Below are 15,423 nucleotides of genomic sequence, written 5' to 3'. Positions count from 1 at the left end.
AACTCAAGTGACTGAACGAGCGTTTGCGGCCCGCCAGTGCGCGCGGTGCCTATTCTAAAGCAGCAAGGAGAGACTGAAATGAGTAGAAAACGTGGTTCGACTACGACGCCAGCGCCTTTGGTTCTCAATGCACCCACGATTGACGAGGCGTTGGATGATGCGACTGGCCTTATCCCGGCGATGGTTGCCCCTGTTGGCATTAACGTCCAGTTACGGACCGGGACAGCATCAAGGGGCACGGACTGGATGGGCGTTGAAATCCGGGATATCACTGTGAGCCCGCCTACCTGGACCACCTTGGTGGCGCCTTATCAAATCAACCAGACGCCCGTTCCTCCGATAATCAGCAGGTTTATTCCCGCGCCGGTACCTGAGTATCGACATGGCTACTACGAGCTCAGGAATACTCAATACCGTAATCAGGCCGGCATACCAGGCCCCTCCCTTGACTCCTCCAACCCGGGTGCTTTTCGGGTTGATACCATTGCACCCTATGCCGTAGCGACTTCACGCGAGCAGCCGCTTGTTCCAGTCTTCGCAAATGTGCCGCCGGGCACGGTCATTAACGATGCCTTCCTGATCGATCAAGGCGGCGTGGAGATTGAGATCCCCCCGAATGACTTTGGTCCACAGACTGGGCGATTCGAAGCGGGGGATATGATTAACGTGTACTTCAGCCCGGTGATGGACCCGCGCCCCGAGTATCTGGTGAGTGGCTCAGGTGTGCCTATGTTGCCATCCCCTGATGTAAGCACTTTTTTCCTGCCCAGGAACCTGATTGTCCTGAGCGGGCTATATTATATTTTCTACACCATCACTGACCGGGCAGGTAACGTCAGCCGTCCCTCGTTCAATGATTTTCGAACAGTCTCGTTGTTGGACGATCCGCAGCCTTTGGAGCCGTTCCTGCCCTTGGCGCCGGCACCACGTGCCGGCAGCACGGATGATCTTCTCGATATTCAGGATTATCGTCAGGGGATTGAAGCCCACGTTGAAGATTATCCTGACCACGCCACTGGCCTGGACAAGTTCGAGATGCAATGGGAAGCACAGCCCTTTGGGCCGCAAACCGCTGAGCTGGTTGATTTTCCGGTGGTCTTCAGCAATATGAATGATGCGATTAAAGACGCATATACCGCAACGCTGGGGCCGCAGACGGTGACCCTGCGCTACCGTATCGAACGAAATGGCGTGTTTTTCCCTTCTCCTGATAAAACGGTGCGGCTTGACCTGTCGGTGGAGGGGCCTGTTCTTCCAGGCACTCTTGAACCCGGCGATGTAAACCCAGCGCTGAACCTGGCGCAGGTGTTCGGCGGGGGGCCCACTCCGGAGCTGAACACCCTGCGCATTGGCGATGCGAATCAACCCGTCACCATTGTGATCCCGCTCTGGACCATTGCAGCGCTGCCCCATGCGAATAACGAGTTTGTCCTGTTGTGGGGGGCTACGAAAGAGCGAGTAGGGCCTTTCCCGCTCAGCACGACAGTGCCCGGAGCTGACGCGACGTTCACCATTCCTTGGGAGGTCGTTGCCCGCCACGGCAATGAGCTGCAGCCCGTCAGCTATGTGGTCATTGGCCCCGGCACCACGAATGAAAACCCGTCGGGCGTTACCATGGTCGACGTGATCGATGCAGTGAGGGTCGTACTGCCGCCTGCTGAGTTCTTACACCTTGACGCCAACGACGAGTGGAGTTGCCAATCGCTGCGAACCCGCGCGCCCGGAGCACCACCGACGCTTTACGCCGAGCTCTTCATTCCAGGCGATCCGAGGTTGGAGGTAGGTAATAGCGTGACGGTAACCGTTACGATCTTCAGTGAAGCCTTTGGCTTTCCACCGGGTCCATTCACGCAGACCTTTACCCACCCATCATTGAGCCAAGGGGATAAGGACAATGGATTTGTCGTTGAAATCCCTTATCGTCCATTCCTGACCCAGTCCGTGCTTGGCCCTTGCGAGGTGACCTACTCAACGATCGTCAACACTGGGGCTACCGGTAACAGTGAATTGGCTGAGGTGTACACGGTATTTTCCAACCCTGAGACATACTGTGATGGGGTAACTATCGTAAGACCTTGAACTCAATGAAAAACGTTAAATACAAAAGGGAAGCACGGCTTCCCTTTTGTGTGTCTGACAGTTATGTATTGCTCCTTGTCGGAAAGACCTTCAGCTTCTTTGTTAAGTATGTTTTTCCAACACTCTAAAATATCAATCGCTACATCCATCTAAGATAAATCCTACAGCCATGGGTATGTTCGCTGCGTAACCTCTGCGCCGCACCGGTAAGGCTTCATTCCGAGGGAACGAGCCAAACCGTTTCGAAGGCTCCACCCAGAGGATGAACTCACATGCGACTGTTAACTGAATTCGAGCTCAAACCTTTGAGCAAGATGATGAAGGTTCCAACTATTACTTTTTTGATGTTTGCGGCTGTGCATTCCACCGCTCAGGCAGACCACCTGATTGGTGAGTCAAAAACCATTGAAAGCAACGAACTCAATAATGACTGGCAGCTGGATTTCAGATCTGAACTGACCGTCAATGGTGCTCGTGCCCAACATATCCTGGTCAACGATTCGGCACTGATTGTCAATGCGGGCAGCCGCATCAATGACATCCGAGCCACCCAAGGCTCTTTAGTGAGCCTCGACGGCGCCACCGTTGATTCAAGCCACGCAGTGTTTGGTGCGGTGCGTCTGGATGACAGCGATGCGCTTATTAACGGCAGCAACATCACCAGCCATACCACCATGGGTCTGCAAGCGTTCCAGAGTCACGACTCTGACAAGGGCGGGGTAGCCGAAGTATTCAATAGCACCATCCGTGGTCACATCGGTGGCGCAGTGGCGACTGGCAACAGCGAGCTGCACTTTAACGACCACACGTTGGTCGAAGGTACCGGCGTCGATAGTTTTGGCGTGTCGCTCGATGGTGCAACGGCAACTGCCAGCCAAAAAAGCAGGATTATCGGTGGCAAGAACGGCGTGGTGTTCACCAATGACCTCAACAGCGCGAATACGGGCAAGTTGGTATTGGATAACTCCAGCGTCGAAGGCCGCAGCGGTGCCGCCATTGCCGTCAATGGTTTTCCCGGCGAGGCCATGGCCGTTGAGATCGATATACGCAACGGCTCGACCTTGATCGGCGGTAACGGCTCATTGCTGGAGGTCAACGGCGGCGCCGTGGCGAGCATGAATGTCGATAACAGCGACCTACGTGGCAACGTTATCGTCGAGGACGGCAGCACGGCGCATTTGAGCTTGCAAAACCGTGCCGGGCTGACGGGCCAACTGCAGAATGTCACCAGTCTAGCTGTCGGTGATCAGTCTTATTGGGCGTTGACAGGCGACAGCCAAGTGGGCGCCTTGAGCCTCGCCGGCGGTACGGTGAAGTTCGGTGATACCGATGCGTTCTACCAGTTGGACGTAGACAGCCTTGAGGGTAATGGCACCTTCGTCATGGGGACCGATTTCGCCCGTGGCATTACGGACTTCTTGAACGTCGAGGGCGAGGCCAAAGGCGACCACAAGCTGTTGCTCGCAGCCAGCGGTGCGGAACCGACCAACCCGCAAGATATCCGCGTCGTTCACACCGGCGGCGGTGATGCACAGTTTTCCCTGGTGGGCGATGTAGTCGATGTCGGCGCTTATTCCTATGGCCTGAAAAAGGAAGGTACCGACTGGTTCCTCGACCCGAACAACCGTGTGATCAGCCCCGGTACCCGCTCGGTATTGGCGCTGTTCAACACCGCACCGACCGTGTGGTACGGCGAGGCGACATCCCTGCGTTCGCGTATGGGCGAGCTGCGTTTCGAGCCTGGACAGGCGGGCGTGTGGATACGCGGTTATGGCAACAAGTACGAAGTGTCCGACAGCACCGGGATTGGCTACAGCCAGAACCAGCGGGGCTTTACCCTCGGTGCAGACACACCCTTGGCCGACAGTCAGTGGCTGGTGGGCGTAATGGCCGGTCACAGCACCTCTGACCTGAACCTCAAGCGCGGTACCTCGGGGAACGTGAAGAGTTACTACCTGGGTGCGTATGCGACCTGGCTGGACGAGGAGAGCGGCCTGTATTTCGATGCGGTGGCCAAGGTTAACCGCTTCCAGAATGAGTCCAAGGTGGGCCTGAGTGACGGCACCTCATCCAAGGGCAAGTACAACAATACCGGTGGCGGCCTGTCGGCTGAGTTCGGTCGTAACATCAAGCTGGACGACGGGTTCTTTATCGAACCTTACGCGCAAATGTCTACGGTGGTGATCCAGGGTGCCAATTACAGCCTGGATAATGGCTTGGAAGCCAAGGGTGAGCGTACGCGGTCGATCATGGCCAAGGCCGGCGCGACCGTCGGGCGGGATATACAGCTCGACTCCGGCAGTGTCGTGCAGCCTTATCTGCGCGCAGCGATGGTGCATGAGTTTGCCAACAACAATAAGGTCTCGGTGAACAACAATGTGTTCAACAACGACCTCTCTGGTTCTCGCGCCGAATTCGGGGCGGGTATGGCGGTGAAGCTCTCGCAGAACCTGCAGCTGCATGCCGACCTTGACCACAGCAGCGGCGGCCGGGTTGAACAGCCTTGGGGCGCTAACGTAGGGGTGCGTTACACCTGGTAAAGACGTAACACACAACAACGCCCGTATCGAAAGATGCGGGCGCTTTTTTTTGCGAATAACATCAACTGGTCAGGTCGAAGTCGACGTCCAGGACGTGCGCATGCCCGTTAACATCATGATCGGTTGTAGCATGCAGCGTACCTCTGATTTTAATGACGCCGGCCGCGAGTCCCCGAATGATCAAAGTACCCTCAATGGCGCTCACTGTATAATGATCCTGGGGTAACTTTACTGAATACCAGACCTTAACATTCGTGAACTCTTGTTTTGCGAGGTCGATCTCCTGGCCTACCCGAACGTTATCGGGTATCTGAATGAATATTTCTTTTATGGTCACTGAGTTATCGGCGTGTCGGCCATTGATTCTATAGACAGCTTGTTCGAAGTCGTGCACCACGGTGGTGGTTTGAAATTCGATGGGGGATAAATCGACCTTCGCCTCGAAGAGGCCAGTCGCAGTAATTTGTTTGGGACGTAATGCCTTTTGTTGCGCCAAGGTTAACGGTTGCGCTAGTACGGTCATGATCGCTTCTCCATCGCTGATGATTGTGCGAGTAACAGAGGTCGGTGGGGCTCTGCCTTGTTCATGTAACAGCAGTGCATCGACGCCGTAAACTGTCAAAACTAACAGTATACAAATCTTGCTGCGTGTGGCTCTCTGGCGCCCGGCTTGCTTGGGCGTACGATGTATTAGATGCTTCTTGACGGGCGTGTCTACTGTTAAGAATGACAGTCTGGAAATTTAACTCTGTTTAGATCCCCTACCGAAGAATCTCACATGATCGTACTTATCCAGGTTGAACTCATGAGCAACAACGCCATGCATTGATTGAAACGTCGCTGCGCATGGGGGGACGCCAGCCATCGATTAGAGCCTGCCCCCAAGACTGCCCAGGCGCTGAGGCAAGGCAGCGATATCAAAAAAAATATCAGTGACAAAGACAGTATCCGTTTTTGCTGCTCTGCACCGTTGCCGGCAAATACGCTGACCACAGCGAGTGCCATCATCCAGGTCTTGGGGTTTATCAGCTGCAAGCACGCTGAGCCGAACAGGCCGAGTCGCCTGTGCGCAGATTGCTCCCCTATGACATGTGGCGGTGCGCTGAAGATCTGCCAGGCCAGGTAACTTAGCCAGGCCATGCCGACCCACTGCATCGCCGTTTGCACTCTGGGCATCTGCGCCAGCGACTGGCCCACACCGGAACCCACCAGCAGCACAATCCCCGACGCCCCCACACCAGCCCCCAGAATAATGGGCAATGCAGCCTTGAAGCCGTAACGGGCGCTGTTGCTCAGCACCAGGATATTGGTCGGGCCGGGGGTGATGGAGGCGACAAAGGCGAACAGCATGAAAGGCACGAACGTGGACAGCATGACGGGGGACTCCGGCGAGCTCATTTAGAGCGCCCATCTTCACAAGCCCGGGCGTTACCGGTCTGGAAGATTTGTGCAGCGTTTGCGGTACGCGGCCGGTGTCAGCCCATAAGCCCGCATGAACCAGCGGCCCAAATGACTTTGATCGGCGAAACCCAGGGCCATCGCCACGTCTGCCGGTTGATCGCCCTTGGCCAATAGATACCGGGCACGGGCCAGGCGCAGTTGCACCAGATACGCGTGGGGCGGCAGGCCGAAGGCGCTCTTGAACGCGCGGCTCAGGCGAAAGCGGTCGACGCCGCAGGCCAGCCCGAGTTCATCCATGTCGACGTCCTGATGCAGATGGGCGTGCAGGTATTCCCGGGCCTTGTGCGCCACCTGCGGCAAACGTGGGTCATCGCGGTAGCGCATGCGCCAATAGAGCTGGCCGGTGAGGCGTTCCAGCAAGTAGTCCAGCGCGCTCTGCCGCACGATCCGCAGTTCGCCGTGGTGCAAACTCTCAAACGCCTGACTGGTGGCCAGGGCCAGGCGTGGATCGCTGGCCAAGGTGCGGGCGAAACTCAACTGATGATGGGCGGGTGCTTCCTCGAAGACACTGGCGATTTCCCGTTCCAGCCACTGCGGGTCAAGGTAGAGCATGCGGTAAGTGAAGCCGTCGACCGTCGGGGCATTGCCGTCGTGGAGTTCCCCAGGCTCAAGCAGGAATACCTGCCCCGGCACGCTGTCATGGCGCATGCGCCGGCAGTTGAATTGCTGCACGCCTTGTTCGGTGACGCCCACCAGGTAGCTGTCGTGCCAATGGGGGTCATACGCATGGCCTTCGAAATGCGCGCGCAGGGTCTCGATACCGGTGTCGGCGTCCTGGGACAAGTCGATCCAATTGTGCGCAGGCATACAACACCGAGGCGGAAAGTGAAGGGCTATTAGCGGCAACACCGGGGTGGGCGTCTAGAAGGTTTGTGCAGTCTAGCCAAACAACCCGGCGGCGATGTTGATCGAAAAGCCCAGAATAGCAGTGTTGAACAAAAAACCGATCAACGACTGCCCCAGCACCACCTTGCGCAGGCCACGGGTGGCGACGCCCACATCCGAGGTTTGTACCGCTACGCCGATGGTGAAGGAAAAGTACAGGAAGTCCCAATAGTTGGGCGTGAGCAAGCCTTCGGCAAAACGTAGGGCGGGCTCCTTGCCTGGCCAAGTGTAATAGAGCCTGGCGTAGTGCACGCTGAAAATCACCCCGATCAATAGCCACGAGCCGATCACCGTCAGCCCGGTAAAACCGTAGTGCAGCAGGCGCTCGGAAGCAGCCAGGTCCTTGCTGCCCACCAGTTCGAAGGTGATGGTCGCCAGGCTGGCGATGGCGGCAATGCACACCATGAACAGCACCAGGCCGGCGTTCTCGTCTTCGATTTCGGCGATGCGCTTGACGTCTTCGGCCTTGGCGCGAATGGTCAACCACAGCATCAGTATCAGGTAGGTCCAGACCCCGGCGTTCCAGCCGATCAGGATTTTGCTGGCAAGGGTGTCAGCCGGTACCAGAATGCCCACGGCAAGGCCCAGTACGGCGGCGGACGAGAGGCGAGGGTGGGTGCGGGCGAGGAAGGGCATGGTTGGTCACAGCTGGCGATAGTTGAGCAGACTGTACCTGATCCTGTGGGAGGGGGCTTGCTCCCGATGGCAGTGTATCAGTGCCAAATAGGCTGACTGAAACGCCGCCATCGGGAGCAAGCTCCCTCCCACATTGGATTAATCTTTGTTGTGTCGTTTGCGCACCAGCTTCATCACCACCACAAAGAACACCGGCACAAACACCACCGCCAAGGTCGCCGTGATCATCCCGCCAATCACACCGGTACCAATCGCCTGCTGGCTGGCCGAACTGGCTCCGGTGGCAATTGCCAGCGGCACCACGCCGAGGATAAACGCCAGCGAGGTCATGATGATCGGTCGCAGTCGCAACCGCGCAGCCTTCAAGGTGGCTTCGATCAAGTCCTCGCCCTGGTCATACAAGTCCTTGGCGAACTCGATGATCAGGATCGCGTTTTTCGCCGACAGGCCGATGATGGTGATCAGGCCGACCTTGAAGAACACGTCGTTGGGCATCCCGCGCAAGGACACCGCCAGCACCGCTCCCAGTACGCCCAGCGGCACCACCAGCAACACCGAGGTCGGGATCGACCAGCTTTCATACAGCGCGGCCAGGCACAGGAACACGATCAGCAATGACAGGCCCAACAGCAACGGTGCCTGGGAGCCGGACAAGCGCTCCTGCAAGGACAACCCGGTCCATTCCTGGCCCAGCCCGGCGGGCAACTGGCTGACCAGGCGCTGGATTTCTTCCATGGCCTCGCCGGTGCTGTGCCCCGGCGCCGCTTCACCGCTGATGGCGATGGCTGGGTAGCCGTTATAGCGGGTCAACTGCGTCGGGCCCTGGGTCCACTTGGCTTCGACAAAGGCCGACAGCGGCACCATCTTGCCTGCGTTGTTGCGCACGTTGATCTTCATCAGATCGGCCACCTGGCTGCGCTGGTCGCCTTCGGCCTGCACCACCACCCGCTGCATACGGCCCTGATTGGGGAAGTCATTGACATACGCAGAACCGATCGCCGAGGAGAGCACATTGCCGACGTCGGCAAACGACACGCCCAGGGCGTTGGCCTGCTTGCGGTCGACTTCCAGCTGCACTTGCGGTGCTTCGGCCAGGGCGCTTTCACGCACGTTGGCAAGAATCGGGCTTTTCGCCGCAGCGTCCAGGAGTTCGGTACGCGCGGCCATCAACCCGGCATGGCCGACGCCGCCACGGTCCTGCAAGCGGAACTCGAACCCGCTGGAGGTGCCGAGGCCGTCCACCGGCGGTGGCAGAATCGCGTAGGCAATCGCATCCTTGAGGTCGCCAAAGGCCATGTTGGCGCGGTCGGCAATCGACGCTGCCGAATCATCACTGCCGCGCTCCGACCAGTCCTTGAGCGTGGTAAATGCCAGCGCCGCGTTCTGTCCGGAGCCGGAGAAACTGAAGCCCATGATCATGGTGGTGTCACCCACCCCCGGCTCCTCGGCGTTATGCGCCTCGATCTGCTCGGCCACCTGCACCGTACGGTTCTTGCTGGCACCTGGCGGCAGCTGGATATCGGTGATGGTGTAGCCCTGATCTTCCACCGGCAGGAACGAGGAGGGCAGGCGGCTGCACAACAGCCCCATGCCGACCAGCAATACCAGGTAGATCAGCAGGAAGCGGCCGCTGCGCTTGAGGGCATAGGCCACCCAACCTTCATAGCGATTGGTGAGTTGGTCAAAGCGCTTGTTGAACCAGCCGAAGAAACCACCCTTGGCATGGTGCTCGCCCTTGGCAATCGGCTTGAGCAAGGTGGCGCACAGGGCCGGCGTCAAGGTCAGGGCCAGGAACGCCGAGAACAGGATCGAGGTGGCCATCGACAGCGAGAACTGCTGGTAGATCACCCCCACAGAACCGGGCATGAACGCCATCGGCAAGAACACCGCCACCAGCACCAGGGTAATACCGATGATGGCGCCGGTGATCTGGCCCATGGCTTTTTTCGTCGCGTCCTTGGGTGACAAGCCCTCGGTGGCCATGATGCGTTCGACGTTTTCCACCACCACAATGGCATCGTCCACCAGGATGCCGATGGCCAATACCATGCCGAACATGGTCAGCACGTTGATCGAGAAGCCCAGCAACAGCATGGTGGCAAAAGTGCCCATCAACGCAATTGGCACTACCAGCGTGGGGATCAGGGTGTAGCGCACGTTCTGCAGGAACAGGAACATCACCGCAAACACCAGCGCCATGGCCTCAAGCAAGGTGTAGACCACCTTGGTGATCGAGACCTTGACGAACGGCGAGGTGTCGTAGGGGATCTTGTATTCCACATTGGCCGGGAAGTAGCGCGACAGTTCGTCCATCTTCGCCCGCACCAGGGTCGCGGTGCTCAGCGCGTTGGCGCCCGGCGACAGCTGCACGCTGACGGCGGTGGAGGGCTTGCCGTTCAGACGGGTTGAGAACTGGTATTCCTGGCTGCCGACTTCCACGCGCGCCACATCGCCGATGCGCACGGTGGAGCCGTCGGGGTTGGCCTTGAGGACAATGTCGGCGAACTCCGCCGGGGTCGACAATTGCCCCTTGACCAGGATCGCCGCAGTGATTTCCTGGGTGTTGGTGCCCGGCAAGTCACCAATGCTGCCTGCCGAGACCTGGGCGTTCTGCGCACTGATTGCAGCGTTGACGTCCGCTGGCGTGAGGTTGAAACCGATCAGCTTCTGCGGGTCGATCCAGATACGCATCGCCCGCTCGGCGCCATACAGCTGGGCCTTGCCGACGCCGTCCAGGCGCTTGAGTTCGTTCATCACGTTGCGCGCCAGGTAGTCGCTGAGCGCAACGTCGTCGAGCTTGCCGTCGTTGGAGGTCAGGGTCACCAGCAGCAGGAAGCCGGCGGAGACCTTTTCCACCTGCAAGCCTTGCTGGGTCACGGCCTGGGGCAGGCGCGGCTCGACGACCTTGAGGCGGTTCTGCACATCCACCTGGGCCATTTCCGGATTGGTGCCCGGCTGGAAAGTCGCGGTAATGGTGGCCGAACCCAGGCTGCTCTGGGATTCGAAATACAGCAGGTGATCAGCGCCGTTGAGCTCTTGCTCGATCAGGCTGACCACGCTTTCATCCAGGGTCTGGGCCGAGGCGCCTGGGTACACCGCGTAGATTTCCACTTGCGGTGGCGCGACGTTGGGGTACTGGGCCACCGGTAACTGCGGGATGGCCAGGAAGCCGGCCAGCAGGATAAACAGGGCCACCACCCAGGCGAAAATCGGGCGGTCAATAAAGAACTGCGGCATGACGGGTTATTCCTTTACGAGCGGGCTGTCGTCCACTTCAACTTTTTCACCGGGGCGTGCATGTTGCAGGCCCTCGACGATGATGCGGTCGCCGGGCTTGAGGCCGCTGCTGACGATCCAGCGATCCTCGATCACCGCGCCCAACTCCACCGGCTGCTGGCTGACGGTCTGCTCGGCGTCCAGCAGCAACACCATCGGGATGCCGGCGCTGTCACGGGTGATGGCACGTTGCGGCACGCTGATGCCTTGCTTGTCCACTGCCTGCTCCAGGCGCACCCGTACAAAGCTGCCGGGCAACAGGTCCAGATCCGGGTTGGGGAACTCGCTGCGCAAAATGATCTGCCCGGTGCCCGGGTCAACGCTGATCTCGGCGAACAGCAGTTTGCCCGGCAACGGGTACAGGCTGCCGTCGTCCTGGATCAGGGTGGCCTTGGCCTGGTCCTGGCCGACCTGTTTCAGGCTGCCGGCACGAAAGGCGCGGCGCAGGTCGTTCAACTCGCGGGTGGACTGGGTGAGGTCGGCGTGGATCGGGTCCAGTTGCTGGATGATCGCCAGCGGCGTGGCTTCGTTCTGGCCGACCAGCGCGCCTTCGGTCACCAGGGCACGGCCGATGCGCCCGGAAATCGGCGCGGTCACGGTGGCATAGCCCAGGTTCAGCCTGGCGCGCTCGACGGCAGCCTTTTGCGCAGCAACCTCTGCGTTGGTCTGGCGCAGGGCGGCGCGGGCGTTGTCGTATTCCTGGCCGCTGATGGCGTTGCCTTCAACCAACTGGCTGTAGCGCTGCTCTTGCAGGCGGGCCTGGAACGCATTGGCTTCGGCCTTGCTCAGGTTGGCCTGGGCGCTGTCCAGGTCAGCCTTGAAGGGCGCCGGGTCGATGCGGAACAGCACGTCGCCCTGTTTCACATCGTGACCTTCCTTGAACACACGCTGCATGACCACACCGGCCACTCGGGCACGCACTTCGGCAATGCGCGGCGCGGCGATACGCCCGCTCAGTTCGCTGGTAATGGACAGGGGCTTGGCCTGCAGGGTTTCGATGCGCACTTTGGCCAGGGGCATTTCCGGCGCCTCGTCTGCAGACTGACCACACGCGCTCAGCGCCAGTGTGAGGGCCAACAGGCAAAACGGCGCAAATAGATTCTTCGACATGCTCTTATCCCAATATTGACTGGCGCATCCTAAAGTCACCTGCGCCGTGGTGCTGTGAAGCTGTGTAGGTCGTGTGTGAAGAAGTGTAAGGTACGGCGCGCGTGGCGTCGGGGGCGTATATCCTTGCACAACCTTGCTTACAATGAAGATCAAATGTGGGAGGGAGCAAGCCCCTTCCCACATGGGATTTGTGTACGACTTATCAGTGTATTTTCTGGAAACACCCTATGCCCAACATCCTTCTGGTCGAAGACGACGCCGCACTCTCCGAGCTGATCGCCAGCTACCTGGAACGCAATGGCTATCACGTCAGTGTGCTCAGCCGTGGCGACCACGTACGCGAACGTGCGCGTCTCAACCCGCCGGACCTGGTGATCCTCGACCTGATGTTGCCGGGCCTCGACGGCCTGCAAGTCTGCCGCCTGCTGCGCGCCGACTCGGCGGGCCTGCCGATCCTGATGCTGACCGCCCGCGACGACAGCCACGACCAGGTGCTGGGCCTGGAAATGGGGGCCGACGATTATGTGACCAAACCCTGCGAGCCGCGCGTGCTGCTGGCCCGGGTGCGCACGCTGCTGCGCCGTAGCAGTCTGTCCGAGCCCCAGGTGGCCAACGACCGGATCATCATGGGCAACCTGTGTATCGACCTGTCGGAACGCACCGTTACCTGGCGCGAGCAGGCGGTGGAGCTGTCCAGCGGCGAATACAACCTGCTGGTGGTACTGGCGCGCCACGCCGGTGAAGTGCTCAGCCGCGACCAGATCCTGCAACGCCTTCGCGGCATCGAGTTCAACGGTACCGATCGCTCGGTGGACGTAGCCATTTCCAAGTTGCGGCGCAAGTTCGACGACCACGCCGGCGAGGCGCGCAAGATCAAGACCGTGTGGGGCAAGGGTTATCTGTTCAGCCGCTCCGAGTGGGAATGCTGAACCATGTTCCGTGTGCTGCTACGCCTCTACCTGATCACTATCGTCACCTACAGCGCAGCCATCTTTCTGATTCCCAAGCTGGTGATCCAACTGTTCGAACACCGCTACATGGACTACAACATCGAGCAGTCCCGTGGCCTGCAAAAGCTGATGGTCAAGCAATACCAGCGCGCACCGGTGGAGCACTGGTCCCAGGTGACCGACCAGTTGAGCCGCGATTTTGCGCCATTGAAGGTTGAACTGTTGCTGCGCCAGGACGCTCGCTATACGCCGCAGGAAGAACAACTGCTGGAGCAAGGCAAGTCGGTGATCCGCCTGGGCGAGTGGGGCTGGATGGAAGAAATCAGCTCGCCGATCAACCAGCAGTTCGCGGTCAAGCTGACCATTCCGCCGGACCCGCTGGACATGAACCTGCTGTACTGGTCGATGAACGTGCTGATCGGCGCGGCGTTGCTGGCGTGCCTGCTGGTGTGGCTGCGCCCGCACTGGCGTGACCTGGAGCGCCTCAAAAGCACCGCCGCGCTGTTGGGCAAGGGCCACCTCGGAGAGCGCACGCGCCTTCCGCCCAGCTCCAGCATCGGCAGCCTGGCGACGGTGTTCGACACCATGGCCGACGATATCGAGCACCTGCTGAACCAGCAGCGCGATTTGCTCAATGCGGTCTCCCACGAACTGCGCACACCGCTCACCCGCCTGGATTTCGGCCTGGCGCTGGCGCTCTCCGAAGACTTGCCCCAGGCCAGTCGCGAGCGTCTGCAAAGCCTGGTGGCGCATATTCGCGAGCTGGATGAACTGGTGCTGGAATTGCTGTCCTACAGCCGCCTGCAAAATCCTGCGCAATTGCCCGAACGGGTCGAGGTGGCGCTCGATGAGTTTATCGACAGCGTGCTGGGCAGCGTCGACGACGAGCTGGAAAACCCCGAGATTGTCATCGACGTGGCGCTCGACTGCACCGTGGAGCGCTTCAGCCTCGACCCGCGCCTTACCGCCCGCGCCTTGCAGAACCTGCTGCGCAACGCGACGCGCTATTGCGACAAACGCATTCAGGTGGGGGTCAAGGTGTGTCCCAACGGCTGCGAAATCTGGGTGGACGACGACGGCATCGGCATACCGATGGACCAGCGCGAGCGCATCTTCGAACCGTTCTACCGCCTGGACCGCAGCCGCGACCGTGCCACCGGCGGCTTTGGCCTGGGCCTGGCGATCAGCCGACGTGCCCTGGAGGCCCAGGGCGGCACCTTGACAGCCCTGGCCTCGCCTCTGGGCGGCGCGCGGTTTCGGGTGTGGTTGCCCAGCGCAAGCTGATCAGAGCACTTTGACCGCGCGGCCGATGGCCTGGATCGGCCCGGTCGGTTTACCGGTCGGCGAGCCACGCGGGTCTTCCAGGGTCAGCTCGAACAGCTGGTTGGGCGCAAGCGGCGGCAGCTTGTCCAGCGGTACCGAGAGCGTTTGCCCTGGCTTGACCAGCCCCAACGACACCGGAGCCTGCCAGCCATCGCCTTTGGTCCAGAACTGCAGGGCTTTGTCGTTCGGTACTTCCATTACGCCTAGCGGAATCAGTTGGATCTGTTGGTCATGGCTGGCCTGGATCACCCAACCGGGTGTCTGGCTCTGTGGCGCAACCAACACCACCACAAACGTCGAGTCGGCTACGGGCGGGCGGGTCAGCAACAGTGCGGCCAACACCAGTGTGGTCACCAAACCTGCGCCAGCCAATCCACGCCAGAGCGACAGCAGGTTCCACCAAGGCACGCCGGCATCCTGGTTTGCCGTGCTGTGTTCAATGCGCCGCCACAGCTGTGCGGATGGCGGCACGGGCTCGGCCAAGGCGGTCAGTGGGAGCAGACGCTGTTCCCAGGCATCCACCGCCGCACGCAGCTCGCTGTCATGTTTCAAGCGTTGCTCGACCTCGGCGCGTTGGTTGGCGGGCAGGGTGCCCAGCACGTATTCGCTGGCGAGTTCATCCAGTGGGTTGCTCATGCCATGCACTCGCGCAGCGCGACGAGGCTCCGTTTGATCCAGGCTTTGACGGTGCCCAGGGGCGTGTCCAGTTTCCGGGCGATTTCGTTGTGGGAATAACCGTCGACATAGGCGTGAAGAATGCACGTGCGACGGGTCGGGTCGAGTTGTTCCAGGCAGTTGTACACCTGGCCTTCTCGGGCGCTGAATTCGAAGCTGTCATTGGCGGCGGCGAGCTGCTCGTGTTCATCGCTCAATGCCACTTCCCGGTAGTGATTGCGCACGGCATTGAGCGCCAGGTGCCGGGTGATGCTGAACACCCAGCCCCGTGCCGAACCGCGGCTTGGGTCGAAACTGCCAGCGCCGCGCCAGACCTTGATAAACGCGTCATGCACGACATCTTCGGCCAGGGCTTTGTCACGCACAATGCGCAACGCCACGCCGAGCAAGCGGCTGCTGTCCTCGGCATAGAGTTGGCGCAAGGCGCGTTGGTCGCCACGGGCACATGCCGCCAGGCAGGCTTGATAATCAAACAAACACGGCATCCT

Annotated in this window: 12 protein-coding genes; 4 read left to right on the top strand and 8 right to left on the bottom strand. The window is 59.9% G+C overall.

From position 1 onward, the window contains the following. Positions 1-78: 78 nt before the first annotated feature. Complete coding sequence (locus tag TK42_RS12225) at positions 79-2,079, top strand: hypothetical protein (protein ID WP_103734309.1); 2,001 nt, start codon at positions 79-81, stop codon at positions 2,077-2,079. Positions 2,080-2,351: 272 nt separating this feature from the next. Further along, a complete protein-coding gene (locus TK42_RS12220; RefSeq protein ID WP_103734308.1) occupies positions 2,352-4,619 on the top strand; it encodes an autotransporter outer membrane beta-barrel domain-containing protein in 2,268 nt (755 codons plus the stop codon). A gap of 61 nt (positions 4,620-4,680) precedes the next feature. Here TK42_RS12220 and TK42_RS12215 read toward each other — a convergent pair whose 3' ends face one another. The 6 genes from TK42_RS12215 to TK42_RS12190 all read right to left on the bottom strand — a co-directional run bounded on the left by TK42_RS12215 (position 4,681) and on the right by TK42_RS12190 (position 11,987). Continuing rightward, positions 4,681-5,142: a hypothetical protein gene (locus TK42_RS12215; protein ID WP_103734307.1), complete on the bottom strand. Its 462-nt coding sequence runs from the start codon at positions 5,140-5,142 to the stop codon at positions 4,681-4,683. A gap of 251 nt (positions 5,143-5,393) precedes the next feature. Then, a complete protein-coding gene (locus tag TK42_RS12210) occupies positions 5,394-5,993 on the bottom strand; it encodes a LysE family translocator (RefSeq protein WP_032875818.1) in 600 nt (199 codons plus the stop codon). A gap of 54 nt (positions 5,994-6,047) precedes the next feature. Then, a complete protein-coding gene (locus TK42_RS12205) occupies positions 6,048-6,887 on the bottom strand; it encodes an AraC family transcriptional regulator (RefSeq protein WP_103734306.1) in 840 nt (279 codons plus the stop codon). A 72-nt stretch (positions 6,888-6,959) separates the two neighbouring features. After that, positions 6,960-7,601 (bottom strand): DUF1345 domain-containing protein, encoded by a 642-nt coding sequence (locus tag TK42_RS12200; protein ID WP_032875813.1) that lies wholly within the window; start codon positions 7,599-7,601, stop codon positions 6,960-6,962. Between the two features lie 138 nt (positions 7,602-7,739). Next, entirely contained in the window at positions 7,740-10,838 is a 3,099-nt protein-coding gene (locus TK42_RS12195) for an efflux RND transporter permease subunit (protein WP_103734305.1), read from the bottom strand. Between the two features lie 6 nt (positions 10,839-10,844). Continuing rightward, positions 10,845-11,987 carry an efflux RND transporter periplasmic adaptor subunit gene (locus tag TK42_RS12190; RefSeq protein WP_103734304.1) on the bottom strand — a complete coding sequence of 381 codons (1,143 nt, stop codon included), beginning with the start codon at positions 11,985-11,987 and terminating at the stop codon, positions 10,845-10,847. 227 nt (positions 11,988-12,214) lie between these two features. Between TK42_RS12190 and TK42_RS12185 the strand changes: the two genes are divergently transcribed. Continuing rightward, complete coding sequence (locus tag TK42_RS12185; protein ID WP_005788610.1) at positions 12,215-12,916, top strand: response regulator transcription factor; 702 nt, start codon at positions 12,215-12,217, stop codon at positions 12,914-12,916. A 3-nt stretch (positions 12,917-12,919) separates the two neighbouring features. Further along, the gene (locus tag TK42_RS12180; protein ID WP_078821478.1) at positions 12,920-14,221 is read left to right on the top strand and encodes an ATP-binding protein; all 1,302 of its coding nucleotides are present in this window, start codon (positions 12,920-12,922) and stop codon (positions 14,219-14,221) included. Here TK42_RS12180 and TK42_RS12175 read toward each other — a convergent pair whose 3' ends face one another. Together TK42_RS12175 and TK42_RS12170 are read right to left on the bottom strand one after the other, a co-directional pair. Continuing rightward, positions 14,222-14,896, bottom strand: a complete 675-nt coding sequence (locus TK42_RS12175; protein ID WP_078821477.1) for an anti-sigma factor domain-containing protein — start codon at positions 14,894-14,896, stop codon at positions 14,222-14,224. Then, positions 14,893-15,420: a sigma-70 family RNA polymerase sigma factor gene (locus tag TK42_RS12170; RefSeq protein ID WP_103734303.1), complete on the bottom strand. Its 528-nt coding sequence runs from the start codon at positions 15,418-15,420 to the stop codon at positions 14,893-14,895. Before TK42_RS12170 ends, TK42_RS12175 begins: the two co-directional genes overlap by 4 nt. Between the last annotated feature and the right edge of the window lie 3 nt (positions 15,421-15,423).

The organism is Pseudomonas sp. GZJR-8 (genome assembly GCF_002916705.1).
Classification (GTDB): domain Bacteria; phylum Pseudomonadota; class Gammaproteobacteria; order Pseudomonadales; family Pseudomonadaceae; genus Aquipseudomonas; species Aquipseudomonas synxantha_A.
Note: the sequence above shows the minus strand (reverse complement) of the source record. Positions and strands in the feature narration are given on the sequence as shown.